Here is a 26,642-nt window from a genome sequence, read left to right on the forward strand (position 1 = left end):
CCTGAGCCAGGATCAAACTCTCCGTTGAAGACTCACAATCACCCCCAAAAAAGGGGCAATCAGTCAAAGACAAAAGAGTCAAATCACTAGCAAAAAAACTCAAACTAGCTCAAACACTGGACCACCGCAGACGGAAGAATGCGATGTCCAGCAACAACCACCCACAAAAGTGAAGTGGCCGCACCAAATATTATTTGGCACTGACATTCATCGGCACACTGTTGAGTTCTCAAAGAACACGCACACATCATCACGTTACCGGACACCTGTCCGGCTCGCTCCGAGGCAACCGTTCTAAGCTATCACGTCCGATTTCAGGGACGCAAATCGCTGCTTTCCCGTTCTCTTCTGTGAGAGCCGATCGATGCGACATCGAACATGCCTGTTTCCGAACCTCTCGGTCCGGCGGGCTGTTCGGTGTCGCTCGAACGACGACTAAGTTACGCCGACGCTAACGCGCCGTCAAATCCACTGGTCAGGGGCTCGCCAGCGTCGGCAAAGGCCTCAGTCGCGGACGACTCGCACACCGGCGAAGTTCCGCTTGCCCCGACGCAGGACGAGCCAGCGTCCGTGCAGCAGCTCTCCGTCGCGCGGGGTCCACTCCTCCGAGGCGATACGGACGTTGTTGACCGACGCGCCGCCTTCCTTGATGGTGCGACGCGCAGCTCCCTTGCTCTCGCACAGCCCCGACGCGACGAGCAGGTCGATGATCGTGTCCGGCTCGCCGGCGCGGAGCTCCGTCACGGACGCCTCGGTCAGGGCGGCCGCGAGCGTGGGCTCGTCCAGCTCGCCCAGCTCGCCTCGCCCGAAGAGGGCGCGGCTGGCCAACTCGACCGCTGCGGTGTTGTGCGCTCCGTGCACGAGCGTGGTCATCTCGGCAGCGAGTCGCTTCTGGGCCTCCCGTGCGTGCGGACGCTCCGTGGTGGCGGTCTCGAGTTCGGCGAGTTCGTCCTTGTCGAGAAAGGTGAACCAGCGCAGGTACTTCATGACGTCGGCGTCGGCAGCGTTGACGAAGTACTGGTACCAGGCGTACGGGCTCGTCATCTCCGGGTCGAGCCACAAGCTGCCACCACCGGTGGACTTGCCGAACTTCTTGCCGTCGGACGAGGTCACGAGCGGGACGGTCAAGGCGTGCACACTCTCGCCGTCGGTACGGCGGTTGAGCTCGACGCCGGCGATGATATTGCCCCACTGATCGGAACCGCCGACCTGAAGCGCACATCCGTACTCGCGGCGGAGCTGCACGTAGTCGTTGGCCTGCAGGAGCATGTAGCTGAACTCGGTGTACGAGATGCCGTCACCTTCGAGGCGGCGCTTGACGGTGTCGCGGGCGAGCATCACGTTGATCGAGAAGTGCTTCCCGATGTCGCGCAGGAAGTCGATCGCGGACAGCTTGCTGGTCCAGTCGAGGTTGTTCACGACCACGGCTCCCGTCGGGGAGTCGTCGAAGTCGACGAACCGCTCGAGCTGCCCACGGATCCGCCCTGCCCATTCGGCGACGGTGTCGGCGGAGTTCATGGTGCGCTCCCCCACGTCCCGCGGGTCACCGATCATGCCGGTCGCGCCACCTGCGAGAACGATGGGCCGATGGCCGGCGCGCTGGAAACGCTTGAGTGCGAGGAGCGGAACGAGGTGACCGGCGTGCAGGCTCGGGCCGGTCGGATCGAAACCGGCATAGAGGGTGATCGGACCCTTGTCGAGTTCGCCTCGAAGTGCGTCGAGATCGGTCGATTGCGCGATGAGCCCGCGCCAGGTCAGTTCGTCGAGAATGTGCTCAGTCACCGTTCGATCATCCCATCACGCTCGAGGCGCAGCGGGCGCGCGTGGGCTGCGCCGGTACGCGGAGACCCCGATCGCCCCGGGAACCCACAACCGCCACGGTCTGTCGGCCGCCACGCTGATCCCCACCCGCGGCCCCCGCGCGGCCTCCCCGACCAGCGGTTCGGCCGGGAGTTCCACCCGCACCCGAGCGTCGGAACCATCCACGTCGATGCCGTTGTCGGCCAGATCGAGACCGAGCGCAGCAGCGAGATTGCCCGGACCGCGCGCAAGGTTCGCGAACGGCGTGCCGGACGTGCGCCGGGAACGGACGGCCTGCTCCCCCGCGATCACCTCACCACCGCGCAACAGCACCGCCGCGGCGGTGCCGTCGGGACCGAGGGAGACGTTCGCGCAGAAGTGCAGTCCGTAACTGCGGTAAACGTACAGATGTCCCGCTGGTCCGAACATGACCGAATTGCGCGGGGTCGGTCCGCGGTACGAGTGCGCGGCCGGGTCCGGCCACGGTCCGTCCTCGGGGCCGCCGTAGGCCTCGACCTCCGTCAGCAGGACGGCGGTCTCCCCCACTCGGATGGTTGCTCCGAGCAGCGCTTCGGCAGCCTCGACCGGATCGAGTCTTTCGAGTTCGCCGCGGACGGATCGATGATTGCGGCTCAGTCGGTGCTCCATCCGGCGACACCGCGCGCGGTGAAGTCCTCGTGCTCGGCGTCGCTGACCTCGCGCGCCTCGTCGACGAGGAGGACGGGAATACCGCTCTCGATCGGATACGCCCGCCGCAGTCGCGGGTTGTACAGGACGGCGTCGTCGACGAGAAGCAACGGCCCCTTGTCCTCCGGACAGGCCAGAATGCTCAGCAACGTGGGATCGACAGCCACGGATGTCCTTTCGAAGGGCGGAACCGAACCGGACCCAGGCTACCGCGCCCCGGCGGGCGAACCGGCCGTGCCCGCCTTCCACGCCGTGGCCACGGCCTTGGTGAACCGCTTGTACGTCCCGGTGTCGGGGTTCAGGTACCAGGTACGGACGGTGGGCACGGGCAATCCCTGTTCGCGCAGACGATCGGCGGACGGGCGATAGGACGGGCCCAACGGGATGTCGGGCACGACGTGCACGAGATCGGGTCGCTCGTCGGCCGGGACCGAGTCGAACGCCGCAGTGATCTCCGCGGCCGTCGGTGCACGGTTGCCCCGCAGCGAGCAGCCGGCCACTGCGATGTCGCGACCTCCCACCGAGATGCCATAGGCGACGGCGAGATCGACACGCGGGATCGCTTCGAGCACGTCCGCCACGCTCTGGGTGAAAACCGGGCCGTGGAAGGTGGGAATCACCGTCCCCCGACTGTCGAGCAACCAGTAGTCGCCGTCGTCGTCGCGTCGGAACAGGTTGTCGGTGGGCACCCACACGTCGCCCGGTTCGAACACGCCGCGCATCACACCGGTGATTGCCGAGGCTGCGGGACCGGGTCTGCCGAGCAGCAGTCCGACCTCGCCGACCTGCGCCTCCCGCACGAAGCCGCGTTCGTCCTCCACGAGTCGGCCGACGCCGGCGTCGTAGGCAGCGAGGCGCACATCGGCGCTACCGGGCAACGGCCGGCCCTTCGAGCCGATCTTCGAACCGGAGACGTTCGCGAGCACGACGTCGCCCTCGGTCGACGCGTAGAACTCGAGAACCCGGGCGGGCTCAAACCGGTCGAGGGTGCGGCGCCACAGGCCCGGTGGCATGCCGGAACCGATGAACAACCGGATGGGATGGATGGCGTCGATGTGCAGCGACGGGCTGTCGAGCACCTCACGCATCATCGACCAGGTATAGGTGACGACGGTGACGCCGTAGCGGTGCACTTCGTCGCTGAAGAGCGACGGATTCAACCCGCGCGACAGTGCGATACGCGCCCCGCCCGCGAGCGCCCCGCCGAAACTGACCAGCAGACCGGACGAATGATGCAGGGGCGCAAGGCAGTACATGGTGTCACCGCGGCCGAGCGAGGCGGCGGTGGCGGTACCGAAGGCCGACAGCGCCCACCGGTAGTTGGTGACCCGCCGCACCGCGAGCGTGTCGCCACCACCGGAGAACAGGATGAATGCGAGTTCGCGCGCGAGTCCGGGATCGGGGACGTACCAGCCCGGCAATTGCACGGAGGAGATGTCGAGTCGTTCGAGATCGACGACGTCGGCGCCGGGCTCGACGTCGAGGTCGCGGACGTCGCCGCCGCCGAGGACCAGCACGGGAAGACCGGTCGCGACGGCCGCGTCGAGGTTCTCGGGATCGGCGACGATCTTTTCGACACCGCCCAGTCGCACGGCCTCGGCGATGTCCGGTCCCGGGGGGATGAGGGCGGAGACGGCGCCGAGGCGGGAGATCGCCGCGACCGCCGCCATTGCGCTGGGGCGCACGTCCATGAGGATGCCGACGTGCATCGCGGGACGGATGCCGTTGTCGGCGAGCCCGAGGACGACGTTGTCGATCCGCCGGTTGACGGCCTCGAAGGTGTAGACCCGGTCCTCGAAGATGAAGCACTCCCGCTTCGGCGACTTGCGGCCGATCTCGGCGAGCAGACCGCCGACGGAGATGCGGGTGCGCGGCTGGATCTGCCCGAGCCGCGCGAGGCGGGGAAGGGCGCGGGCGGCCTCCCCGGTGAGATCGCGTGCGCCGCGGACGGCACCGACCGCGATCCCCGCGAGCCCCTTGCCGAGATCGGTCCCGACGTCGGCGAGCGTTGCGGCCGTGTGCGTGATGCGGGATGCGACCGAGACGCCCGTGCCCTCGTCGGTGGGGTTCGGCACCGCCATCGGCGCGATGCCGACGGGCCGGTCCCCGACGCCCTCGCGCCACTGCACCCATTCCCCGACCGACGGCCACGTCTGCTGGCCGGCGACACTGCCCACGACGAGTCCGAAATGACCTGCGCGCAAGGTGTATTCGTAGACCTCCGCGCGGGGTGCGGCCTTGCGGATGCCGCGCACGGCGAGCGGTTGCCCGATGTCGTCGACCTCGCCGACGACTGCGAGGACGGGACAGGTGATCTCGGCGAGGCTCACGGCCCGGTCATTGATGACGAACCCACCGCTGACCATGCGGTTGTGGGCGATGAACTGGCGCAGTACCTCCGCGACGGCGGGACCGGACCACGCCACCCATCCCTCGGTGTCGAGGAATCGGCGCTGCGGCTCGCGCGGCAACAGCGCCTCCCGGTCGTGGAGCTGGAGCAGGAAGTCGATGCGCGATCGCAGCGTCTTGACCGGATCGAGCAGCTGGAAGCCGGTGCGCGCCATCCATCCGGTGATCGCGAGGCGGTTGAAGACGTGGTCGGCAAGGAAGTCGGCGGAGTGGGTCGCGACGATCTCCGGGATCCCGAACGGCAGGGCGGCGAGGGTGTCGACCGGGCTGCCGAAGGTGATCAGGCTCGCGATGCCGCGGCTGCGCCGATAGGCCGCGACCTGATAGCAGAACATGCCACCCTGCGAGTATCCGCCGAGATGCACGTCGCGACCGGTGTAGGCACGGACGCAGTCGACGACCTCGTCGAGGGCGAGGATGTGATCGGTGAGGGTGCGCTTCCAGCCGCCCTCCTCCTGGTCGGGCGATCCGAAGTCCACGACCCACGGATCGAGACCCGCTTCGTGGAGGCTGCCGACGGCGCCGGCGTCACGGGTGACGTCGTACACCTCGGCGGACACCATCATCGGTGGTACGAGAACGACGGGGATGCCCGTGGAGGCGGTGTCGGATTCGGGGAAGTACCGGCGGAGCCGGTACATGGAGGTGCGCTCGACGACCTGATAGGGCGACGACGACCGGCCGGGTTCGAGGCCACCGAAGCGCAGGACTTCGAGACCGTTCTGGGCAGTGGCGACGAGCCGTCGCACCGACTCGGTCACTACATCGGCGTCCAGTCCCACGGTCCGTTCCCCTTCTCGACGATGTATCCGCACCGGTCCCCGGCACCTGCGGTTCTACACCGGTACCCGCTGCATGCCGAGAGTATGTGCCAGCCTGCCACACGGCCCTCACCGTCCCGGGCAACTCGGGGTGTGCCCGGGACGGCAGGCGTGTCAGTCGCGAACCCGGTCGCGCAGTTGTGCCGCGGCGTCGCGCACGCGGCCGAGTTGCTCGGCCACCCGCACGCCCGCGGTGCCGCCGCGAGCGTCGCGCGAGGCGATGGAGCCTTCGACGGTGAGCACTTCCCGCACCTGCGGGGTCAGTGCCGGATCTACACCGGCCAACTCCTCGTCTGTGAGGTCCTCGAGGCCGGCTCCGCGGCCTTCGGCGACCCGCACGCACGCCCCGGCCGCCTCGTGGGCGACGCGGAACGGCACACCCTGGCGGACCATCCACTCGGCGATGTCGGTCGCGAGGGTGAATCCGGCGGGTGCGAGCTCGGCCATGCGCTCGGTGTGGAAGGTCAGCGTCGAGACGAGCCCTGCGATCGCCGGGAGCAGCAGCTCGAGCTGAGCGACGGAGTCGAAGACCGGCTCCTTGTCCTCCTGCAGGTCGCGGTTGTAGGCCAACGGCTGCGCTTTGAGCGTGGCCAGCAGACCGGTGAGGTTGCCGATGAGGCGACCGGCCTTACCGCGGGTGAGCTCGGAGACGTCCGGGTTCTTCTTCTGCGGCATGATCGACGACCCGGTCGACCATTCGTCCGCGAGGGTGACGTACCCGAACTCGGGGGTGCTCCACAGGATGATCTCCTCCGCCATGCGGGAGAGGTCGACGGCGATCTGCGCGAACACGAACGCCGCTTCTGCAGCGAAGTCGCGGGAGCTGGTGGCGTCGATCGAGTTGTCCGCCGCCGAGTCGAAGCCCAGGTCGGCCGCAATCGCGTCGGGGTCGAGACCGAGCGACGATCCGGCGAGCGCTCCCGACCCATACGGCGAGACCGCCGCGCGCTTGTCGAAGTCGCGTAACCGGTCGACGTCGCGCAGCAACGGATGCGCATGGGCGAGCAGGTGGTGCGCGAGCAGCACGGGCTGCGCCGCCTGCAGGTGCGTCTTGCCCGGCATGACGGCATCGGGGTGCGCCGCGGCCTGGTCGGCGATCGCATCGACCACATCGAGGACACCGTCGGCGATGCGCCGCGCGCTGTCGCGCAGCCACATGCGGAACAGCGTCGCGACCTGGTCGTTGCGGGAGCGGCCCGCGCGGAGCCGGCCGCCGACCTCGGGGCCGACCCGTTCGATGAGTCCCCGTTCGAGCGCGCCGTGCACGTCCTCGTCGGACTCGGCGGGGCCGAACGCACCGGAGGCCACATCGGCGGCGAGCCGGTCGAGGCCGTCGAGCATCGTGGCGAGGTCGTCGTCGGTGAGGAGTCCGGCACGGTGCAGAACCTTGGCGTGGGCCTGGGAGGCGCGCACGTCGTACGGGGCGAGCGCCCAGTCGAAGTGCGTGGACTTGCTCAGCGCCGCCATGGCGGCGGCCGGTCCGGATGCGAACCGGCCGCCCCACAGGGCACCTTCGTTGGTGCCGTGAGCCGTCATGACTACAGGCCCAGATCGCGCTTCGCGGCGACCTTCGACGACAGGCCGTGGATCTGCACGAAGCCCTTGGCGTTGGACTGGTCGAAGCTGTCACCCTCGTCGTAGGTGGCGAGGTTGAAGTCGTACAGCGACTCGGGGCTGCGACGGCCGTTGACGGTGATGTGTCCGCCGTGGAGCACCATGCGGATGTCGCCGGTGACGCGCTCCTGAGTGTTCTTGATGAAGGCGTCGAGGGCGGTCTTCAGCGGCGAGTACCACAGGCCGTCGTACACCAGCTCGCTCCAGCGCTCCTCGACGCGACGCTTGTAACGGCCGAGTTCGCGCTCGAGGGTGACGTGCTCGAGTTCCTGGTGCGCGGTGATGAGGGCGATGGCGCCGGGGGCCTCGTAGATCTCGCGGCTCTTGATGCCGACGAGGCGGTCCTCGACCATGTCGAGGCGGCCCACACCCTGAGCGCCGGCGCGACGGTTGAGTTCCTGGATGGCCTCGAGGACGGTGACGTGCTTGCCGTCGATCGCGACGGGGCGACCGGCCTCGAAGCTGATGATCAGCTCGTCGGGGGCCTGCCAGTGGGCGGTGGGGTCCTCGGTGTAGTCGTAGACGTCCTTGGTGGGGGCGTTCCACAGGTCCTCGAGGAAGCCGGTCTCGACGGCGCGGCCCCAGACGTTCTGGTCGATGGAGAACGGCGAACGCTTGGTGACGTTGATGGGCAGGCCGTTCTCCTCGGCGAAGGCGATGGCCTTCTCACGGGTCCAGGCGTAGTCGCGGACCGGTGCGATGACCTGGAGGTCGGGTGCGAGGGCGCCGAAGCCGACCTCGAAGCGGACCTGATCGTTGCCCTTGCCGGTGCAGCCGTGGGAGACGACGGTGCCACCGTGCTCGCGGGCGGCCTGCACGATGTGCTTGACGATCAGCGGGCGGCTGATGGCCGAGACGAGCGGGTAGCGATCCATGTAGAGCGCGTTGGCCTGGACGGTGGGCAGGCAGTACTCGTTGGCGAACTCGTCCTTGGCGTCGACGACGATCGATTCGACGGCACCGCAGTCGAGGGCGCGCTGACGCACGACCTCCATGTCCTCGCCACCCTGGCCGAGGTCGATGGCCACGGCGACGACCTCCTTGCCGGTCTCCTTACCGATCCAGCTGATGGCGACGGAGGTGTCCAGCCCGCCCGAATAGGCGAGTACGACGCGTTCGGCCATTGTCTTTGTGCTCCTTCGTATTTCGACGTGCGTCTATGAGTGGTAGGTCAGGCGAGTGATTCGATTTTCGCGGCCAGTTCGGCTCCCGTCGTCGGTTCGCGGGCGATGACCGCGATGGTGTCGTCGCCGGCGATCGTTCCGACCACCTCGGGTAATGATGCCCGATCGAGTGCACTGGCCAGATAGTGCGCCGCCCCCGGCGGGGTGCGCAGCACGGCGATGTTGCCGCTGGAGTCGGTGGACACCAGCAGTTCGCCGAGCAACCGGGACAGGCGGTCGGTGCCTCCGGTCACGCCGCGCACAGGGCTGCCGTCCTCCGGGACGACGTACACCCCGGCGCCCCCATCGGCCGCGCGGAGCTTGACGGCGCCGAGTTCCTCGAGGTCGCGGGACAGGGTGGCGGTGGACACCTCGATGCTGTCCTCGGCGAGGAGTGCGGCGAGTTCGGTGTGGCTGCGCACCGGGTGCGCGGCGAGCAGTGCGACTATGCGGGCCTGCCGCGCCGCGCGCGTCGGCGCGGTCGCCGCACTGTCCGCATGGTTCGCCGCGGTGCTCACGGTCAGCTCCGGCTCTGCTCGAGCAGCCACACCAGCAGGGCCTTCTGTGCGTGGAGGCGGTTCTCGGCTTCGTCCCACACCACAGACCGCGGTCCGTCGATGACCTCGGCGGTGATCTCCTTGCCGCGGTAGGCCGGCAGGCAGTGCAGCACGATCGCGTCGGTGTCGGCAAGGGAGACGAGGTCGTCGTTCAGCTGGAACGGCCGGAAGGGTGCCTCGCGATCCTTGCCGTCGTCCTCCTGCCCCATCGACACCCAGGTGTCGGTGACGAGCACATCGGCGCCGCTGGCTCCGGTACGCGGGTCGTCGGTGACGGTGACGCTGCCGCCGGTCTCCTCTGCCCGTGCGCGGCTCGCGTCGACGACCTGCGAGTCGGGGGTGAACCCGGCCGGGGACGCGATGGTCACGTGCATGCCGGCGGTGACGCCGCCGAGCATCAGCGAGTGCGCCATGTTGTTGGCGCCGTCGCCGAAGTAGGTCATCCGCAGGCCCGCGGTGGCGCCCTTGTTCTCGCGGATGGTCTGCAGGTCGGCGAGGACCTGGCAGGGGTGGAAAGTGTCGGTGAGCGCGTTGACGACGGGCACGGTCGAGTGCTCGGCGAGCGTCTCGATGCGGTCCTGGCCGTAGGTGCGCCACACGACCGCTTCGGTGAACCGGGAGAACATCCGGGCGGTGTCCTCGAGGGTCTCACCCTTCCCGATCTGGGTGGAGCCGGTGTCGACGACGACGGCGTGCCCGCCGAGTTGGGCGATGCCGGCGTCGAAGGAGAAGCGGGTGCGGGTGGAGGTCTTGTCGAACAGCACGGCGACGCTGAGGGGCCCTTCGAGGGGGCGGCGGGACAGCGGCGCCTTCTTCAGTTCGGTGGCGAGTTCGAGCACCTCGGTCTGTTCGGCCGGGGTGAGGTCGTCGTCGCGCAGGAAATGGCGGAGCACGGGTCGTCAGTTCCCTTCCCGGTCGGCGGTGTCGAGGACGGCGGGCAGCGCCGTCACGAAGCTCTCGGCCTGCTGTTCGGTGAGGATCAGCGGGGGCGCGAGGCGGATCACGTCCGGTGCGGCGGCGTTGACGAGGAAACCGGCCTCGCGGGCGGCGGTCTCGACGGCCGGCGCCTTCGCGGCGGTGAGGACGACACCGAGGAGCAGCCCGGAGCCGCGCACGTGCGAGACGAGCGGGTGCCCGAGTTCCTCGATGCCGGCGGCGAGGGTCTTCCCGACGGTGTTCACGTGGTCGAGCAGGTTCTGCTCGTCGATCGTGCGCAGCACCGCGAGGGCGGCCGCGGCGCACACCGGGTTGCCACCGAAGGTGGTGCCGTGCTTGCCGGGCCGGAACAGCTCGGCGGCCGGACCGGTGGCGAGGACCGCACCGATGGGCAGTCCGCCGCCGAGGCCCTTGGCGAGGGTCATCACATCGGGGGTGATGCCCGCTGCCTGGTGGGCGAAGAAGGTACCGGTGCGGGCGATACCGGTCTGGACTTCGTCGAGCACGAGCAGGGCGCCGCGTTCGGTGGTGATGCGACGCGCGCCGGCGAGATAACCCTCGGGCGGGACGACGACGCCGGATTCGCCCATGATCGGTTCGAGGAAGACGGCGGCGGTGTTCTCGTCCACCGCGGCCTCGAGGGCGTCGAGGTCGCCGTAGGGCACGAACTCGACGCCGGCGGGCATCGGTTCGAAGGGGGCGCGCTTGTCGGGCTGGCCGGTCAGGGCGAGGGCGCCCATGGTGCGGCCGTGGAAGGCCTTCTCGCACGCGACGATCCTCGGCCGTCCGGTGAGCCGGGCGATCTTGAAGGCCGCCTCGTTGGCCTCGGTGCCGGAATTGCAGAAGAAGGCGCGGCCCTCGTGACCGAAGCGATCGAGGAGCTTCTCGGCGAGTTCGAGCACCGGCGGCGAGGCGTACAGGTTCGACACGTGGCCGAGCTGGTTCAGCTGGGCGGTGACGGCCTCGATGATCGCCGGGTGGCGGTGGCCGAGGCTGTTGACGGCGATGCCGCCGAGCAGGTCGAGGTACTGCTTGCCGTCGGCGTCGGTGAGCACGGCACCGTCGCCCGCGACCAGCGCGACCTTGGGCACGCCGTAGTTGTTCATCAGCGAACCCGCCCAGCGCTGCTGGAGGTCGGACGTGCCGGTCATGCGGGGCCTTCCTTCTCGGAGGACGGCACCACCATGGTGCCGATGCCTTCTTCGGTGAACAGTTCGAGGAGCACGGAGTGCGGCTGGCGCCCGTCGATGACGTGCGCGGTGGGCACTCCCCCCTGAACGGCGCGCAGGCACGCCTCCATCTTCGGGACCATGCCGGAGTCGAGCGACGGCAGCAGCGCGGTAAGCGCGTCGGCGTCGATCCGCGAGGTGAGCGAGCTGCGGTCGGGCCAGTTCGTGTAGAGGCCTTCGACGTCGGTGAGCACGACCAGCTTCTCCGCGCCGAGCGCTGCGGCAAGGGCGGCCGCGGCGGTGTCGGCGTTGATGTTGTGCACCACGCCGTCGGCGTCGGGCGCGATCGTGGAGACGACGGGGATGCGCCCGGCGGCGATGAGGTCGAGCACCGCGCCGGGGTCGACGCTGGTGACGTCGCCGACGAGCCCGATGTCGGTGGCCTCGCCGTCGACGACGACCGTGCGGCGGGTCGCGGTGAACAGTCCGGCGTCCTCGCCGGAGGTGCCGACGGCGTAGGGGCCGTGGCTGTTGATCAGGCCGACGAGTTCGCGTCCGACCTGCCCGAAGAGCACCATCCGCACGACGTCCATGACCTCGGGGGTGGTGACACGGAAGCCGCCGCGGAATTCACCTGCGAGGCCGAGTCGCTCGAGCATGGCGTTGATCTGCGGGCCGCCGCCGTGCACGACGACGGGGTGGATGCCGACGGTGCGCAGGAACGCCATGTCGGCGGCGAAGGCGGTCTTGAGGGTGTCGTCGATCATGGCGTTGCCGCCGTACTTGACGACGACGATCTTGTCGCGGAACTTCTGCAGCCACGGCAGGGCCTCGGCGAGGACGAACGCCTTCTGGTGCGAGGTGAGGTCGGCGATCAGTGCGTCGGTCACGTCGTCTCCTGTGTTCGTTCCGGTCACGACGAGTACGCCGAGTTCTCTTCGACGTAGGCGTGCGAGAGGTCGGTGGTGCGGATGGACACCTGCGCGTTGCCGAGGCCGAGGTCGATGTCGAGTGCGATGTCGGCCGCGGACAGGTCGACCTCGCGGGCGCCGGGCGCACCGACACCGTCGATGCACACCGGGTTGCCGTTGAACGACACGGAGATCTTGTCGGGGTCGAGTTCGATCGGTGCGATGCCGATGGCGGCGAGCACGCGGCCCCAGTTTGGGTCGGAGCCGAACAGTGCGGTCTTGACGAGGCTGTCGCGGGCGACGGTGCGGGCACCGATCAGGGCGTCGGCCTCGCTGGCGGCGCCGCGGACGGTGACGGTGACCCGCTTGGTGACGCCCTCGGCGTCGGCCATCATCTGCTCGGCGAGGTCGTCGCACACGGCGAGGACGGCGGCGTTGAGCTCGTCCTGGCTCGGGGTGATCCCGCTCGCGCCGGAGGCCAGCAGCAGCACGGTGTCGTTGGTGGAGGTCGCGCCGTCGACGTCGAGGCGGTCGAAGGTGAGCCGGGACGCGTGGCGCAGCGCGGTGTCGAGCTGATCGGCGGTCGCGACGGCGTCGGTGGTGACCACGCACAGCATCGTCGCCAGGGCGGGGGCGAGCATGCCGGCGCCCTTGGCCATGCCGCCGACGTTCCACTTGTCGGCGTGGTGCAGGGCGGCCTGCTTGGGCACGGTGTCGGTGGTCATGATCGCGTAGGCGGCGTCGGTGCCACCGGAGATGCCTCCGGCGAGTTCGTGGACGATCTCCTGCACCCCGGAGAGCACCTTGTCCATCGGCAGACGGTCGCCGATCAGGCCGGTCGAGCACACGGCGACCTCACCGGCACCGGTCTCGGTGCCCCAGTTGCTCAAGGCGTTGGCGACGGCCTCGGCGGTGGCGTGGGTGTCCTGGAAACCACCGGCGCCGGTGCACGCGTTGGCGCCGCCGGAGTTGAGGATCACCGCGCGCAGGCTGCCGGACTTCAGTACCTGCTGGGACCACAGGACGGGGGCGGCCTTGACCTTGTTGGTGGTGAACACACCGGCGGCGGTGAGTTCGGGGCCCTCGTTGACCACGAGCGCGAGGTCCTGTCTGCCCGAGACCTTGATGCCGGCGGGGATGCCGGCGGCCCGGAAGCCGGCGGGACTGGTGACACCCTGGGTGCGGATCAGGCGTCCCCCGGCGATCTCGGTGGCGCCGGTGTAGACGTCGTCTGCGTACTTGTTCTCGGTCACGGAGCCACTCCCACGGTGGACAGGCCGGCGGTCTCGGGCAGGCCGAGTGCCAGGTTCATCGATTGCACGGCGGCACCGGCGGTGCCCTTGGTGAGGTTGTCGAGCGCGGCGACGACGATGAGCAGTCCGGCGTCGGTGTCGACGGTGACGGCGATCTGGACGGCGTTCGAGCCGACCACCGCGCCGGTGGCCGGTAGTGCGCCTTCCGGCAGCAGCTGCACGAACGGTTCGTCGGCGTAGGCCTTCTCGTAGACGGCGCGGGCCTCGGCGGCGGTCACCGTGGTCGGTGCGGTGCAGGTCGCGAGGATGCCGCGCGGCATGGGCGCGAGGATCGGGGTGAACGAGACCTTCACGTCGGTGTCGGCAAGAGCGGAGAGGTTCTGCTTGATCTCCGGGGTGTGCCGGTGGGCGCCGCCGACGCTGTAGGCGCGGACCGAGCCCATGACCTCGGAGCCGAGCAGGTCGACCTTCGGGGACTTCCCGGCGCCGGAGGTGCCGGAGACGGCCACGACGTTCACGACGGGTTCGACGATGCCGGCGGCGACGGCCGGTGCGAGTGCGAGCAAGGCGGAGGTCGGGTAGCAACCGGGGACCGCGATGCGGGTGGCGCCGACGAGGGCGTCGCGCTTGCCGGGCAGCTCGGGCATGCCGTAGGGCCAGGTGCCGGCGTGGTCGCTGCCGTACCAGCGCTGCCAGTCGGCGGCGTTCTCGAGCCGGAAGTCGGCGCCACAGTCGATGACGACGGTCGTCTCGGGCAGCTGCTCGGCGATCACGGCGGAGTGGCCGTGCGGCAGGCCGAGGAAGACGACGTCGTGCCCGAGCAGGGTGTCGATGTCGGTGGCGCCGAGCACGCGGTCGGCGAGCGGCAGCAGATGGGGATGGAACTCGCGCAGGGTAGCGCCCGCGTTACCCCCGGCGGTGAGCGCGCCGATGACGAGCGAGCCGTCCTGGTAGGCGGGGTGGCCGAGGAGCAGGCGCAGGATCTCGCCGCCCGCGTAGCCGCTGGCGCCGGCCACGGCGACCCGTAGCGGCGACTCGGAGGTGGCGGTGAAGTCCGGTGAAGTACCCATACGAATGATTATGCACCCTCATGCAAATCATTTCATAGGGGGTGTCCCTTTCGGAGGATTCACTCCGACCGCAACGACCGCCGGATCTCCGCGAGCCGGTCGGCAGCGGCCGCCTTGCGCTCCTCGTACTGCTCCTCGAGCGTGCGACCCGCACCCGTCGCGTGCGCGAGTTCCTCCGCGCCGAGCGCGGTCGCCGAACGCTGTTCGATCTTCTCACGCACCGATTCGAAGGTCGGCACCCCGTCCGCGGTGTATCCGGTGATCTCCTCGATCGTCGGTGCGCGGACCGGGCCGTCGACGGATCCGGTGTCGACGACACCCGGTTCGACGATCTCGGCGTCGTGGACCTGAGCGTCGTGGACGTCTTCCTCGCGTGGGGTCACGTCGGGATCGGGGCTCGGCTCGGGGTCGATCGGCGGCACGTCCGGGATGTCCGGGGCCGGGGGAATATCCGGCACTGTCGGCGTCTCCGGCCCGGCCGGGGTCACGTCGGGGACGGGCTGCTCCGGCTTGTCGGGCTCCTCGGGAGACGGCACCCGGCCGGCTTCGTCCTTGCTCATGCCTCCAGGCTACGTCGCCCGGCTGCCACTGAGTCCTCTTCGGCGCGAGCCAGCAGATACGCCTCGAGGGCCTCCCGGCTCGTGTACCGCAGGGGCACACCGAGTTCCTCACGCAACCGCCGGTTGTCGAGCACCGGACGGTACTGCAGGAAGGCGACCCGCTCCGGGCCGTGCTCGGTCGATCCCCACGCGCGCCCGATCCTCAGGGCGAACTTCAGGACCGCGCCGGGCACCGTGAGGGATTTGCGGTTCGTCATCGCGGCGATCTCGGGCACGGTGACCGTCGAGGTGCCGTGGGCGGGCGCCGACCTGGGGAAGCTGCCCGGCGTTGCGTCGATCCGCACCCACGTGGTCTCGGAGTGGTTCACCGAGGGCGGGGCGTGGCGGCTGAACGCGCTCGGTCCGGGAGAGCGAGGGGAACTGACGTCGGGCTCCCGGCGGGTGGGTGAGCGGCGCGGACGCACGACGATCTCCGCCACCGACCGCGCGATCCTGTCGGCGCTCGCGGTCGACGGCCGCACCCCGATGCGCACCCTCGCGGAGATCGCCGGGCACATCCTCGACCGGGCGGTCCGCAAGGTCACCACGGTCCCGCCCGAGGTGTGGCTGCCGGGCGGGGACGCGGGCGGCTCAGGCGCGTAGTTCGGCACCGACCGCGGTGGCCGCGGCGGCCACCGCTGCCTCGCGGGCGGCGCTGGCCTCGTCCTCGGTGAGGGTGCGATCGAGGGCGCGGAAGCGCAGCGCGAACGCGAGGGACTTGCGGTTCTCCCCCAGCTGGGCGCCCTGATAGACGTCGAACAGACGGATGTCCTCGAGCAGCTCGCCGCCACCCGAGCGCAGGGCGCTCTCGACGTCGGCGGCCGGCACATTCGCGTCGACCACGACCGCGACGTCCTGCAGGACCGCTGGGAACGGCGAGACCACCGGCGCCGGAAGCGATTCCACGATCGGTAACGCGTCGAGGTCGAGTTCGAAGGCGCACGTGCGTGCGGGCAGACCGGCCCGTTCGATCACCGCGGGATGCAGTTCACCGGCGTGGCCGACGACGACCCCGTCGACAAGCAGTTCGGCGCAGCGGCCGGGATGCCAGGGCAGGTACTGCGCGGCGCGGCGCTCGAGGCGCACCCCGGCGGCACGTGCCACGGTCTCCGCGGCGGCGAAGGCATCGAAGGCATCGGCGGCGCGTCCCGTGCCCCACGGCCCGGCCGGTTCGCGCAAACCGGCGAGCACACCACCGACGTGGACCGGCTGCTTCGGCAGCGACCCTTCGAGCAGGGCGATCTCGTCGTCGGTGGGACGACGGTCGACCGGGAGCGCGTCGACCGGCTTGGTCTCGGAAGTGGGATGCACGACCTGCGCGATTGCGTAGAGCGACAGGTCGCGCTGGCCGCGCGAGACGTTGCGGCCGAGGATCTCGAGCAGGCCCGGCAGCAGCGTGGTGGCCAGCTCCGGACGATCGGCTTCGAGGGGGTTGAGCACCTTGGTGGTCACCCGGCGCGGGTCGTCGGCGTCGAGCTTCCAGGTATCGAACACGCCGGCCGGCAGGAACACCGGGGCCAGGACCTCGACATAGCCGTCGTGGGCGAGCGCGCGGGAGACGGCGCGGCGGCGCTTCTGCGTGGCCGTGAGACCGCGGCCGGCGGGAGCGGTGGGCAGCACCGACGGGATCTGCTCGAGGCCTTCGAGGCGCAGCACCTCCTCGACCAGGTCGGCAGGCTGGCGCAGGTCGGGGCGCCAGGTCGGCGGGGTGACGACGAGCTGGCCGTGGCCGTCCTCGCCGACACCGACCTCGACCGCGCATCCGATCTGCGTGAGACGGCGGGCAGCGGTGCCGTTCGGGTAGCTCACCCCGGCCATGCGGTCGGGCAGGTCGATGTCCATGCGGATCGTCGGACTCTCGGTGGGCACGACGATGTCGGTGAGGGTCGACTCCACGCGGCCGCCGGCGATCTCGACGAGCAGGCTCGCGGCCCGGTCGAGCGCGGCGCGGGCCAGGGCCGGATCGACGGTGCGCTCGAAACGCTTGCCGGCCTCGCTGCTGACCTTGTGCCGACGGTTGCCGCGGAAGACGGCGAGCGGATCCCAGGTGGCGGCCTCGAGCAGCACGTCGGTGGTGCTGTCGCCGACCTCGGTGGTCGCGCCGCCCATGATGCCGGCGAGGGAGATCACCCCGGAGTCGTCGGTGATGACGACGTCCTCCGGATCGAGATCGCGCTCGACACCGTCGAGGGTGGTGAGCTTCTCCCCTGCCCGGGCGCGTCGCACGACCAGCTCACCCTGCAGGCTGGCGGCGTCGAAGGCGTGCAGCGGCTGGCCGAGTTCGAGCATGACGTAGTTGGTCACGTCGACGGCCGGGGAGATCGGGCGGACACCGGCGGTGTGCAGGCGGCGCTGCATCCACCACGGGGTGACGGCCTTCGGGTCGATGCCGGTGACGCGGCGTGCGGCAAACCGGGTGGCCTTCGTCTCGGACTCGAGCCGGATCGGGTAGGCCTCCCCGCCGTCGGACGGCAGTGCCGGCACGGCCGCGGGATCGGCGAATTCGAGGTCGAAGCCGCACGCGAGTTCGCGGGTGAGGCCGCGGACGGAGAAGCAGTATCCGCGGTCGGGGGTGATGTTCAGTTCGACGACGGTGTCGCCGAGACCGAGCAGATCGTTGGCGTCGGTGCCGGGTTCGGCCGTGCCGGGCTCGAGCACGAGGATGCCGGAGTGGTCCTTGCCGATGCCCAGCTCGGACAGCGAGCAGATCATGCCGTCGGAGATGTGCCCGTAGGTCTTGCGCGATGCGATGGCGAAGTCGCCGGGAAGCACGGCGCCGGGCAGGGCGGCGATGATGAGGTCGCCCTCGGCGAAGTTGCGGGCACCGCACACGATGCCGCGCGGTTCCTCCTCACCGACGTCAACCTTGCAGAAACGGATGGGCTTCTTGAACTCGGTGAGCTCGGTGATCTCCACGACCCGTCCGACGACGAGGTTGTCGATGCGGCCGAGGGTCTCGATGTCCTCGACCTCGAGTCCGACCCGGACGAATCCCGCGTCGAGTTCCTCGGCGGTGACGTTCCACTCCGGGGTGGCGCGCTGCAGGATCTCGGTCAGCCAGGACTGCGCTACTCGCACTTGTGCTCAGCTCTTTCGTTCGGTCGTCGGTCGGTGGAGTCGGTGTCGGGAGCGGGCTGTCAGCCCTGCACGCCGAACGGCAGGGTGAAGCGCACGTCGCCCTCGACGATGTCGCGCATGTCGGGGATGCCGTTGCGGAACTGCAGGGTGCGTTCGAGGCCCATTCCGAACGCGAACCCGGTGTACACGTCGGGGTCGATGCCCGAGGCCCGGAGCACATTGGGGTTGACCATGCCGCAGCCGCCCCACTCGACCCAGCCGGCGCCGCCCTTCTTGTTCGGGAACCACACGTCCACCTCGGCGGACGGTTCGGTGAACGGGAAGTAGTTCGGGCGCATCCGGGTGCGGGTCTCCGGCCCGAACAGCGCCCGCGCGAACGCGTCGAGGGTGCCGCGCAGGTGCGCCATGGTCAGGCCCTTGTCGACGGCGAGACCCTCGACCTGCGAGAAGACCGGGGTGTGGGTGGCGTCGAGTTCGTCGGTGCGGAAGGTGCGGCCGGGGCACACGACGTAGATCGGGATGTCGCGGTGCAGCATGGTGCGGACCTGCACGGGCGAGGTGTGGGTGCGCAGCACCTGCCGCGAACCCTCCGGGGCGATGTGGAAGGTGTCCTGCATCGTGCGCGCCGGATGGTCGGGCAGAAAGTTCAGGGCGTCGAAGTTGAAATGCTCGGTCTCGACCTCGGGGCCTTCGGCGACCTCCCAGCCCATCGCGACGAAGACGTCGGCGACCTCGTCGGAGATGATCGAGATCGGGTGGCGGGCGCCGAGCGCGCGGCGGGTCGCGGGAAGGGTGACGTCGACGGCTTCGGCGACGAGGACCGCGGCGTCGCGTTCGGCCTGCAGCACGGCCTTGCGGTCGTCGAAGGCGGCCTGCACGGTGGTGCGGTGGGCGTTGACCCGCTTGCCGGCGTCGGCGCGCTCGTTGCCGGGCAGCGAGCCGAGGGCGCGCTTGGCGAGGGAGATGGGCGCCTTGTCGCCGAGGTGGTCGATCTTCGCCTGGGCGAGTTCGTCGAGGTCGGTCGCAGCGGCGAACGCGTCGATCGCGGACTTCTCGGCGGCGGTGAGCGCGTCCTCGGTCAGGGCGCTCGGATCGACTGCCGGCGGGGTCCCGCCCTCTTTCTTGGCCACGACCGGTGCATCTCCTTCTTCGGACGAACGGGTGATCTCGGTGGTGCGGTCCGGGCCGGAGGCCGCGGCGCACCCGGGAAATCCTATGTGATGGGCCGAGCGGCCCGATGTTGTACCCGCGCGCTCGCATACAGGCAGATCGAGGCGGCGGTGGCGAGGTTGAGCGATTCGGCGCGTCCGCGGATGGGGATGCGGACGCGGTGGTCGGCGCGGGCGGCGACCTGCGGATCGAGTCCGTGGGCCTCGTTGCCGAACAGCCACGCGGTGGGCGCGGCGAGCAACTCGTCGGCGTCGTCGAGGTCGATCTCCCCGTCGGCGGCCGTCGCGAGGATCTGCACGCCGGCCTCGGCGAGCGTGGCCAGTACCCGGTCGGTGTCGCGTTCGCGCGCGACCGGCAGGTGGAAGATGCTGCCGGCCGAGGAGCGCACGCACTTGCCGTTGTGCGGGTCGACGCTGTCGCCGGCGAGGACCACGGCGTCGGCGCCGACGGCGTCGGAGACGCGGATGAGGGTGCCGGCGTTGCCGGGTTCGGCGACCGCGACGGGCACGGCCAGCAGCCGCGACCGCGGGGTCACCGCTTCGGCGAGCGGCACGTCGAGGGTGTCGCACACGGCGACGAGGCCGGGCGGGGTGACGGTGTCGGACAGCCGGGCGGCGGCCCGCTCGGTGACGATCCCCACGCGCACACCCTTGTGGCGTGCTTCGTCGACGACCGTCGCGTACCGGCCGGCGGCCGCCTCGGTGACGAATAGTTCGTGCACGCGTGCAGCGGCGAGCGCCTCGGTGACGGAGTTCTCACCCTCGGCGAGGAACCGCCCGGTCTTGCGACGCTCGGCGGTCCGGAGCAGTTTCACAGCAGAAACGACCCGTGGTGTGCGCTCGGTGAGCGTGTCCACGGGTCGTTCCTGGATGTTGTCGTAGCTCAGGGCAGCACTCAGGCAGCCGGAGCGTTGACGTCGGCCGGAAGGGCAGCCTTGGCGACGGCCACGAGGCCGGCGAAGGCTTCGGCGTCGGAGACGGCGAGCTCGGCGAGGATCTTGCGGTCCACCTCGACACCGGCGGCCTTAAGGCCCTGGATGAAGCGGTTGTAGGTGATGTCGTTGGCGCGGGCAGCAGCATTGATGCGGCTGATCCACAGCTTGCGGAAATCACCCTTGCGGGCGCGACGGTCGCGGTAGGCGTAGGTCAGCGAGTGAAGCTGCTGCTCCTTGGCCTTGCGGTACAGACGCGAGCGCTGTCCGCGGTAGCCCTTCGAGGCCTCGAGAATCGAACGACGCTTCTTCTGGGCGTTGACGGCCCTCTTCACGCGTGCCACTGGTTATGTGTCCTGTCAGAGTTCGGGGGACGAACGAGGTGTCCCCGGATGGATCGGTCGGAGAGGCTCAGAGCCCGAGCATGCGCTTGACGCGCGGAGCGTCGGCATCGGCGACGACGGCCTTGCCGTCGAGGCGACGCGTCACCCGCGAGGACTTGTGCTCGAGCAGGTGGCGGCGACCCGCCTTCTGGCGCAGGACCTTTCCGCTACCGGACACCTTGAATCGCTTCGCGGTGCCGCTGTGGGTCTTCGACTTGGGCATGGAGTCCTCAGTTCTTGTCGTGTGCGTACATCGGTGCTCACGGACAGCACCGGATGTGCTGCCTGAGCGGGCTAGTTGCTCGGGGCGTCGCCCGTCCCGGGAGCCGGCGCGGATGGCGCGGACTCCGTGGTCGGGGCAGCGGAGGCTGCCGGGCGCGGTGCGGCCTGCGCCGGTGCGGCCTGCGCGGCTTCCTGAGCCTTCGCACGGGTCTTCGCACCCTTGTGCGGGGCCAGCACCATGGTCATGTTCCGGCCGTCCTGCTTCGGACTGGTCTCGATGAAGCCGAGGTCGGCGACATCGGCGCCGAGGCGCTGCAGCAATCGGTATCCGAGTTCGGGGCGCGACTGCTCGCGGCCGCGGAACATGATCGTGACCTTGACCTTCGAACCGGCCTCGAGGAAGCGCACGACGTTGCGCTTCTTGGTCTCGTAATCGTGGTCGTCGATCTTCGGACGGAGCTTCTGCTCCTTGATCACGGTCTGCTGCTGGTTCTTGCGCGATTCGCGCGCCTTCTGCGCGGCTTCGTACTTGAACTTGCCGTAGTCCATGATTTTGCAGACCGGCGGCCGGGCGTCGGGCGCCACCTCGACAAGGTCGAGGTCGGCTTCGATTGCCAGGCGGAGGGCATCTTCAACACGCACGATTCCGACCTGTTCACCGCCGGGTCCGACGAGCCGGACTTCGGGAACTCGGATGCGTTCGTTGATGCGGGTCTCAGCGCTGATGGGGCCTCCTAGGTAGAGCGGTGTGGTCGGTTTGACCGCACCGCAGCACGTGGCCCTACTCCTCGACAAGAAGACCCCGCTGTGGTGCCGAGGCTCCACGCGGGGTCCGATACCGACCGGTCGACGGCACCCAGCTCACGCTGCGTGATCCGCACCGCCCGATGCAGGGCGGACATCCGGGCTTCTACACCCGGAGGACCGGACCTCTCAGCTGCATCGATGTGCCGCCAGAGGTGGGAGTCGGACTCCACTTTGCTGCCCACGGAGGATCACCGCGGGCGGTCGTGGGATCAAGTCTAACAAAAAGCCACGTCGACGACGAATCGGCGCGTCGGCGCCGCACCCGCACGGTCGGCGCCGAGCGGCGCGACCCTATGCTCGACGCTATGACGGATGCTCCCGAGACCCCCGATCAGGACGCTGCGGCGGAGGATGTGCGCGAACTCGCCGACATCCCGGCCGTCGAGGTGATCAGCCGCGCAGCCGTGATGCTCATGAGTTCGGCTGCCGAGAAGCTCGGTCTCGCTGACGAGGATCCCGACAGCAGCGCGCGACGTGACCTCGACGAGGCCCGCCGCGTGATTACCGCACTCGCCGGCCTGATCACCTCGTCGGTGGAATATCTCGGTCCGCACGCCGGCCCGCTGCGCGAAGGACTGCAGGCACTGCAGCGCGCCTTCCGCGAGGCGTCGGCGGTGCCCGACGAGCCCGGCAAGGGCCCGGGCGAGAAGTACACCGGCCCGGTCTACTGAGCCGAACCGGAGTCCCGCCCACTTCACGCTCCCCGGCTGCTTCACGAGCCACGAGATCGAGCCGCCCGCCTCTTCCGAGGCGGGCGGCTCGATTCGTCAGCTCGCGGCCGCCACCTTCTTCTTGGCGGTCTTCGCCTTCGTGGCCGACTTCGTAGCGGCAGTCTTGGTCGCGGTCGCCTTGGTCGCCTTCGTCGCGCGCTTGCGTACCGGCGCGGAAGCAGGTGCAGTGATCCGCCCGTCGAGGATCTCCGCAAGGAAGCGTCCGGTGTAGCTCTCCTCCACCGTGACCACCTCTTCCGGAGTGCCCTCCGCGACCACCGTGCCGCCACCGGAACCGCCCTCGGGACCCATGTCGATGATCCAGTCGGCGGTCTTGATGACATCGAGGTTGTGCTCGATGACGATCACGGTGTTGCCCTTGTCGACCAGACCGTTGATGACCCCGAGCAGCTTGCGGATGTCCTCGAAGTGCAGGCCCGTGGTGGGCTCGTCGAGGATGTACGCGGTGCGCCCGTTGGAACGCTTCTGCAGTTCGGCGGCGAGCTTGACGCGCTGCGCCTCACCGCCGGACAGGGTCGTCGCCGGCTGGCCCAGGCGCACGTAACCGAGACCGACCTCCGCCAGCGTGTTGAGGTAGCGGTGGATGGAGGTGACCGGCCGGAAGAACTCCGCCGCCTCCTCGATCGACATGTCGAGCACCTCGGCGATGGTCTTGCCCTTGTAATGCACCTCGAGCGTTTCGCGGTTGTAGCGGGCGCCGTGGCACACCTCGCACGGCACGTACACGTCGGGCAGGAAGTTCATCTCGATCTTCAACGTGCCGTCGCCCGAGCACGCCTCGCACCGCCCGCCCTTGACGTTGAACGAGAACCGACCCGGCTGGTAGCCGCGCACCTTCGCCTCGGTGGTGGAGGCGAACAGGCTGCGGATCTTGTCGAATACACCCGTGTAGGTCGCGGGGTTCGAGCGCGGGGTGCGGCCGATCGGCGACTGGTCGACCTGCACGAGCTTGTCGAGCTGGTCGAGTCCGTTGATGCGGGTGTGCCGTCCGGGAACCTGCCGCGCGCCGTTGAGCTTGTTGGCCATCACCGTCGCGAGAATGTCGTTGACGAGTGTCGACTTCCCGGAGCCGGAGACACCGGTGACGCACGTGAGGACGCCGAGTGGGAACGCCACGTCGATCTCGCGCAGATTGTTCTCGCGGGCGCCGACGACGGTGACCTGCCGGCCCTTGTCGATCGGCCGCCGGAGCGCGGGGATCTCGATCTCCTCGCGTCCGGACAGATAGGCGCCGGTGAGCGATTCCGGGTTGTCGAGCAGCTCCTTGTAAGTGCCGCTGTGGACGACCGTCCCGCCGTGCTCGCCCGCGCGCGGTCCGATGTCGACGACCCAGTCGGAGGCACGGACGGTGTCCTCGTCGTGCTCGACGACGATGAGCGTGTTGCCCAGATCGCGCAGTCGCGTGAGGGTATCGATGAGACGACGGTTGTCGCGCTGATGCAGACCGATCGACGGCTCGTCGAGCACGTACAGAACGCCGACGAGACCGGATCCGATCTGCGTGGCGAGACGGATGCGCTGTGCCTCACCACCGGAGAGGGTGCCCGCGGCGCGCGAGAGGGTGAGGTAGTCGAGTCCGACGTCGAGCAGGAAGCCGAGCCGGGCCTGGATCTCCTTGAGGACCTGCCCAGCGATGGCGGCCTCGCGGGCGCCGAGGACGAGACCGTCGAGGAAGCGTGCGCACTCGGCGATCGACAGGTCGCTCACCTCGGCAATGGACATCGCACCGAAGTCGCCCGCGCTGACCGTCACGGCCAGAATCTCGGGACGAAGGCGGGCACCGGCGCAGGCCGGGCACGGGATCTCCCGCATGTAGCCCTCGTAACGTTCCTTCGCCTGCTCGGACTCGGACTGCTCGAGACGGCGGTGCAGGAACGGCATGACGCCCTCGAACTCGGCGTAGTACGAACGGACGCGGCCGTAGCGGTTCTTGTAGCGCACGTGCACCTGCTCGGTGCTGCCCTCCAGCACGGCCTTGCGCACCTTGACGGGCAGTTTCCGCCACGGGGTGTCGATGTCGAATTCGAGGGCGTCGGCCAGGCCGGACAGCAGTCGGCCGAAGTATTCGGCGCTCTGGCCCATCGACCAGGGCGCGATCGCGCCGTCGGCCAGGCTCAGATCCGGGTCGGGCACGACGAGATCGGGATCGACCTCCTTGCGCACACCGAGACCCGCACACTCGGGGCACGCACCGTAGGGCGAGTTGAAGGAGAACGACCGCGGCTCGAGTTCGTCGATCGACAGCGGGTGCGCGTTCGGGCACGCCAGGTTCTCGGAGAACCGACGCTCGCGATCGGGGGCATCCTCCTCACGATCGACGAAGTCGAGCACGACGACACCCTCGGCGAGCCGCAGCGCGGTCTCGATGGAGTCGGTGAGTCGCTGCTGCGCGCTGGGCTTGACGGCGAGGCGGTCGACGACGACCTCGATGTCGTGCTTCTCCTGCTTCTTCAGCTTCGGCGGATCGGACAGCGGGTGGACGACCCCGTCGACACGCACGCGGGAGTAGCCCTGGACGGTCAGCTGCTCGAAGAGGTCGACGAACTCGCCCTTCCGGGTGCGCACGACGGGCGCGAGGACCTGGAAACGGGCCCCGGCCTCCATCTCCAGCACCTGGTCGACGATCTGCTGCGGCGTCTGCCGGGAGATCTGCTCGCCACAGACCGGGCAGTGCGGAGTGCCGGCCCGGGCGTACAGCAGACGCAGGTAGTCGTAGACCTCGGTGATGGTGCCCACGGTGGACCGCGGGTTGCGGTTGGTGGACTTCTGGTCGATCGACACCGCAGGCGACAGGCCCTCGATGAAGTCGACGTCCGGCTTGTCCATCTGACCGAGGAACTGGCGGGCGTAGGCCGACAACGACTCGACGTAGCGCCGCTGCCCCTCGGCGAAGATGGTGTCGAACGCGAGGCTCGACTTGCCCGAACCCGACAGCCCGGTGAACACGATCAGACTGTCGCGCGGCAGGTCCAGGTCGACACCACGCAGGTTGTGTTCCCGGGCTCCACGCACGATCAGGCGGTCTGCCACGCCACATCCTTCCTGTAGACAAGGCCGGAATTCGGCCCTCAGCCATGGTAGGCGCGGGTACCGACACGTTTCCGTGACGAACAACCGCGCGCCTCAGGCTCACGCGCGCGCACCCGAAGGTAGGTTTGGCTGCATGCCGCAGCAGCCCGTGATCATCGAAGACACCTACACCGGCGACGTCACTCCCGGCGGACCCGCGCAACGCCGAAGGATTCCCGGAGCGAGCATCGTCAAACTTGCCGTCGGCGAGATGAACAACAACACCTATCTCGTCACCGACGACGCCACCGGCAAGTCCGTCTTCATCGACGCCGCAAACGAACCCGACCGTCTCGTGCAGTTCCTCCGCGACAACGCGCCGGAGCTCGAGCTCATCGTCACCACCCATCAGCACTGGGATCACTGGCAGGGTCTCGAGCGGGTCGCCGCGGAGACCGGTGTGCCTACCGCCGCACATGAACTCGACGCCGATCCCCTGCCGGTGACGCCCGACCGGATCCTGGCCGAGGGCGACACCGTGCAGATCGGTGAGCTGAATCTCGAGGTGATCCACCTCTCAGGACACACTCCGGGGTCGGTTGCGTTGGTCCTCACGGAACGGGGCACGGGTCGTACGCACATCTTCACCGGCGATTCACTGTTCCCCGGCGGCGTCGGCAAGACCCCGAACGACGACGCCTTCCGATCGCTCCTCGGCGACGTCGAGTCCAAGATCTTCGACCGCTTCGACGACGAGACGATCTTCTACCCCGGACACGGCAAGGACTCGACCCTCGGAGCCGAACGTCCGCATCTCGGCGAGTGGCGCGAGCGGGGCTGGTGACGGTCCGTCTCGGTCCGCCTCGGGCCGGACGGCACTCGGTACGAGGCCTAGCCTGCGACGGCCGGATCTGTGACACCCGAGCGTGCTCGCACGACGTCTAGTCGGGGGCACCGTCCCTGTCGGCCGACCCTTCGCCCTTGCCCGCTCCGGCGGGTTCGTCCCTCGAGCGCTCGCCCGCCATATCCGCGAAGGCCGTTCCCGAGACCATCCCGTTCGTGCCCGGCACGACCGTGGTCGGCCGCGCTCCCGGTTCGTACATGCGGTCGATCTCCTCGGCCTTCTCCCTCGCCTGCCGTTTCTCTTCGTCGTCGAGCCGATCCCAGCGGGTCGGATTCTCCGCGTCGGTCATGTCCGGGCCCCCTTCCAGCACGCGGCAACGACCCGAGCGGGCCGCTTGTGCTGCGTCCGTTCCAGCGTGCGCCCCGTCGCAGAGGCGCGGAGGCCGAACGAGGATCGGAGTTCGCCGGAATCCTCCTGT

General features: G+C 69.2%; 25 protein-coding genes. 3 read left to right on the forward strand and 22 right to left on the reverse strand.

Annotation, left to right across the window (positions count from 1 at the left end; all coding sequences use genetic code 11):
• Window positions 1-504: 504 nt before the first annotated feature.
• From tyrS to K3M35_RS06045, 14 genes are all read right to left on the reverse strand, one after another.
• Window positions 505-1,782, reverse strand: coding sequence for a tyrosine--tRNA ligase (gene tyrS, locus K3M35_RS05980; RefSeq protein WP_064060178.1), 1,278 nt, complete (start codon window positions 1,780-1,782; stop codon window positions 505-507).
• Between the two features lie 15 nt (window positions 1,783-1,797).
• Window positions 1,798-2,448, reverse strand: coding sequence for a DNA-3-methyladenine glycosylase (locus K3M35_RS05985; protein ID WP_064060177.1), 651 nt, complete (start codon window positions 2,446-2,448; stop codon window positions 1,798-1,800).
• On the reverse strand, window positions 2,433-2,654 hold the full coding sequence (locus K3M35_RS05990; RefSeq protein ID WP_039584036.1) for a Trm112 family protein: 222 nt from the start codon (window positions 2,652-2,654) through the stop codon (window positions 2,433-2,435). Before K3M35_RS05990 ends, K3M35_RS05985 begins: the two co-directional genes overlap by 16 nt.
• A 39-nt stretch (window positions 2,655-2,693) precedes the next feature.
• Window positions 2,694-5,678 (reverse strand): AMP-binding protein, encoded by a 2,985-nt coding sequence (locus tag K3M35_RS05995; protein ID WP_219129144.1) that lies wholly within the window; start codon window positions 5,676-5,678, stop codon window positions 2,694-2,696.
• 153 nt (window positions 5,679-5,831) lie between these two features.
• Window positions 5,832-7,253 (reverse strand): argininosuccinate lyase, encoded by a 1,422-nt coding sequence (gene argH / locus K3M35_RS06000; protein WP_006554816.1) that lies wholly within the window; start codon window positions 7,251-7,253, stop codon window positions 5,832-5,834.
• Window positions 7,254-7,255: 2 nt separating this feature from the next.
• Window positions 7,256-8,455 carry an argininosuccinate synthase gene (locus K3M35_RS06005; RefSeq protein WP_006554815.1) on the reverse strand — a complete coding sequence of 400 codons (1,200 nt, stop codon included), beginning with the start codon at window positions 8,453-8,455 and terminating at the stop codon, window positions 7,256-7,258.
• A gap of 47 nt (window positions 8,456-8,502) precedes the next feature.
• Window positions 8,503-9,012 carry an arginine repressor gene (locus K3M35_RS06010; protein ID WP_019289632.1) on the reverse strand — a complete coding sequence of 170 codons (510 nt, stop codon included), beginning with the start codon at window positions 9,010-9,012 and terminating at the stop codon, window positions 8,503-8,505.
• A gap of 2 nt (window positions 9,013-9,014) precedes the next feature.
• Window positions 9,015-9,944: an ornithine carbamoyltransferase gene (argF, locus tag K3M35_RS06015; RefSeq protein ID WP_064060175.1), complete on the reverse strand. Its 930-nt coding sequence runs from the start codon at window positions 9,942-9,944 to the stop codon at window positions 9,015-9,017.
• A 6-nt stretch (window positions 9,945-9,950) separates the two neighbouring features.
• Window positions 9,951-11,138: an acetylornithine transaminase gene (locus K3M35_RS06020; protein WP_033097677.1), complete on the reverse strand. Its 1,188-nt coding sequence runs from the start codon at window positions 11,136-11,138 to the stop codon at window positions 9,951-9,953.
• Entirely contained in the window at window positions 11,135-12,073 is a 939-nt protein-coding gene (gene argB, locus K3M35_RS06025) for an acetylglutamate kinase (RefSeq protein WP_220666151.1), read from the reverse strand. Before argB ends, K3M35_RS06020 begins: the two co-directional genes overlap by 4 nt.
• Complete coding sequence (gene argJ, locus K3M35_RS06030) at window positions 12,070-13,320, reverse strand: bifunctional glutamate N-acetyltransferase/amino-acid acetyltransferase ArgJ (protein WP_064060174.1); 1,251 nt, start codon at window positions 13,318-13,320, stop codon at window positions 12,070-12,072. The genes argB and argJ overlap by 4 nt, the downstream gene beginning before the upstream one ends.
• Window positions 13,317-14,390, reverse strand: a complete 1,074-nt coding sequence (argC, locus tag K3M35_RS06035; protein WP_033097675.1) for an N-acetyl-gamma-glutamyl-phosphate reductase — start codon at window positions 14,388-14,390, stop codon at window positions 13,317-13,319. Before argC ends, argJ begins: the two co-directional genes overlap by 4 nt.
• Window positions 14,391-14,449: 59 nt before the next feature.
• The gene (locus K3M35_RS06040; protein WP_006553971.1) at window positions 14,450-14,950 is read right to left on the reverse strand and encodes a PspA/IM30 family protein; all 501 of its coding nucleotides are present in this window, start codon (window positions 14,948-14,950) and stop codon (window positions 14,450-14,452) included.
• Window positions 14,947-15,207: a hypothetical protein gene (locus K3M35_RS06045; RefSeq protein WP_174556237.1), complete on the reverse strand. Its 261-nt coding sequence runs from the start codon at window positions 15,205-15,207 to the stop codon at window positions 14,947-14,949. Before K3M35_RS06045 ends, K3M35_RS06040 begins: the two co-directional genes overlap by 4 nt.
• On the opposite strand from K3M35_RS06045, the gene K3M35_RS06050 reads away from it, so the two are divergent.
• Window positions 15,194-15,592 (forward strand): AsnC family protein, encoded by a 399-nt coding sequence (locus K3M35_RS06050; RefSeq protein ID WP_019289638.1) that lies wholly within the window; start codon window positions 15,194-15,196, stop codon window positions 15,590-15,592. The two genes, K3M35_RS06045 and K3M35_RS06050, sit on opposite strands and share 14 nt — an antisense overlap.
• Here K3M35_RS06050 and pheT read toward each other — a convergent pair.
• The 6 genes from pheT to infC all read right to left on the reverse strand — a co-directional run bounded on the left by pheT (window position 15,581) and on the right by infC (window position 21,568).
• On the reverse strand, window positions 15,581-18,067 hold the full coding sequence (gene pheT / locus K3M35_RS06055) for a phenylalanine--tRNA ligase subunit beta (RefSeq protein ID WP_064060171.1): 2,487 nt from the start codon (window positions 18,065-18,067) through the stop codon (window positions 15,581-15,583). The genes K3M35_RS06050 and pheT overlap by 12 nt on opposite strands.
• Window positions 18,068-18,126: 59 nt before the next feature.
• Window positions 18,127-19,197 (reverse strand): phenylalanine--tRNA ligase subunit alpha, encoded by a 1,071-nt coding sequence (pheS, locus tag K3M35_RS06060; protein WP_024101130.1) that lies wholly within the window; start codon window positions 19,195-19,197, stop codon window positions 18,127-18,129.
• An 83-nt stretch (window positions 19,198-19,280) separates the two neighbouring features.
• Window positions 19,281-20,093: an RNA methyltransferase gene (locus K3M35_RS06065; RefSeq protein ID WP_006553976.1), complete on the reverse strand. Its 813-nt coding sequence runs from the start codon at window positions 20,091-20,093 to the stop codon at window positions 19,281-19,283.
• A 38-nt stretch (window positions 20,094-20,131) separates the two neighbouring features.
• A complete protein-coding gene (gene rplT, locus K3M35_RS06070) occupies window positions 20,132-20,512 on the reverse strand; it encodes a 50S ribosomal protein L20 (protein WP_006553977.1) in 381 nt (126 codons plus the stop codon).
• A gap of 67 nt (window positions 20,513-20,579) precedes the next feature.
• Entirely contained in the window at window positions 20,580-20,774 is a 195-nt protein-coding gene (rpmI, locus tag K3M35_RS06075; RefSeq protein WP_006553978.1) for a 50S ribosomal protein L35, read from the reverse strand.
• 71 nt (window positions 20,775-20,845) lie between these two features.
• Window positions 20,846-21,568, reverse strand: coding sequence for a translation initiation factor IF-3 (infC, locus tag K3M35_RS06080; RefSeq protein ID WP_033097706.1), 723 nt, complete (start codon window positions 21,566-21,568; stop codon window positions 20,846-20,848).
• Window positions 21,569-21,885: 317 nt separating this feature from the next.
• On the opposite strand from infC, the gene K3M35_RS06085 reads away from it, so the two are divergent.
• Window positions 21,886-22,251, forward strand: coding sequence for a DUF1844 domain-containing protein (locus tag K3M35_RS06085; RefSeq protein WP_016692782.1), 366 nt, complete (start codon window positions 21,886-21,888; stop codon window positions 22,249-22,251).
• Between the two features lie 96 nt (window positions 22,252-22,347).
• Here K3M35_RS06085 and uvrA read toward each other — a convergent pair whose 3' ends face one another.
• Window positions 22,348-25,341 (reverse strand): excinuclease ABC subunit UvrA, encoded by a 2,994-nt coding sequence (uvrA, locus tag K3M35_RS06090; protein ID WP_006553981.1) that lies wholly within the window; start codon window positions 25,339-25,341, stop codon window positions 22,348-22,350.
• 133 nt (window positions 25,342-25,474) lie between these two features.
• Between uvrA and K3M35_RS06095 the strand changes: the two genes are divergently transcribed.
• Window positions 25,475-26,164: an MBL fold metallo-hydrolase gene (locus K3M35_RS06095; RefSeq protein ID WP_220666152.1), complete on the forward strand. Its 690-nt coding sequence runs from the start codon at window positions 25,475-25,477 to the stop codon at window positions 26,162-26,164.
• Between the two features lie 97 nt (window positions 26,165-26,261).
• Here K3M35_RS06095 and K3M35_RS06100 read toward each other — a convergent pair whose 3' ends face one another.
• On the reverse strand, window positions 26,262-26,513 hold the full coding sequence (locus K3M35_RS06100; RefSeq protein WP_024101154.1) for a hypothetical protein: 252 nt from the start codon (window positions 26,511-26,513) through the stop codon (window positions 26,262-26,264).
• Window positions 26,514-26,642: the final 129 nt, after the last annotated feature.

It is taken from the genome of Rhodococcus sp. DMU2021 (genome assembly GCF_019641445.1).
In the GTDB taxonomy this organism is placed as follows: domain Bacteria; phylum Actinomycetota; class Actinomycetes; order Mycobacteriales; family Mycobacteriaceae; genus Rhodococcus; species Rhodococcus pyridinivorans.

Bases quoted from the DNA above. Each gene is read 5' to 3' on its own strand.
- K3M35_RS06085 (WP_016692782.1), top strand. From the start codon at position 21,886: ATGACGGATGCTCCCGAGACCCCCGATCAGGACGCTGCGGCGGAGGAT.
- K3M35_RS06020 (WP_033097677.1), bottom strand. From the start codon at position 11,138: ATGACCGGCACGTCCGACCTCCAGCAGCGCTGGGCGGGTTCGCTGATG.
- K3M35_RS05985 (WP_064060177.1), bottom strand. From the start codon at position 2,448: ATGGAGCACCGACTGAGCCGCAATCATCGATCCGTCCGCGGCGAACTC.
- argH (WP_006554816.1), bottom strand. From the start codon at position 7,253: ATGACGGCTCACGGCACCAACGAAGGTGCCCTGTGGGGCGGCCGGTTC.
- rpmI (WP_006553978.1), bottom strand. From the start codon at position 20,774: ATGCCCAAGTCGAAGACCCACAGCGGCACCGCGAAGCGATTCAAGGTG.
- K3M35_RS06040 (WP_006553971.1), bottom strand. From the start codon at position 14,950: ATGAGCAAGGACGAAGCCGGCCGGGTGCCGTCTCCCGAGGAGCCCGAC.
- argC (WP_033097675.1), bottom strand. From the start codon at position 14,390: ATGGGTACTTCACCGGACTTCACCGCCACCTCCGAGTCGCCGCTACGG.
- K3M35_RS06100 (WP_024101154.1), bottom strand. From the start codon at position 26,513: ATGACCGACGCGGAGAATCCGACCCGCTGGGATCGGCTCGACGACGAA.
- K3M35_RS06045 (WP_174556237.1), bottom strand. From the start codon at position 15,207: ATGACGAACCGCAAATCCCTCACGGTGCCCGGCGCGGTCCTGAAGTTC.
- K3M35_RS06005 (WP_006554815.1), bottom strand. From the start codon at position 8,455: ATGGCCGAACGCGTCGTACTCGCCTATTCGGGCGGGCTGGACACCTCC.
- K3M35_RS06095 (WP_220666152.1), top strand. From the start codon at position 25,475: ATGCCGCAGCAGCCCGTGATCATCGAAGACACCTACACCGGCGACGTC.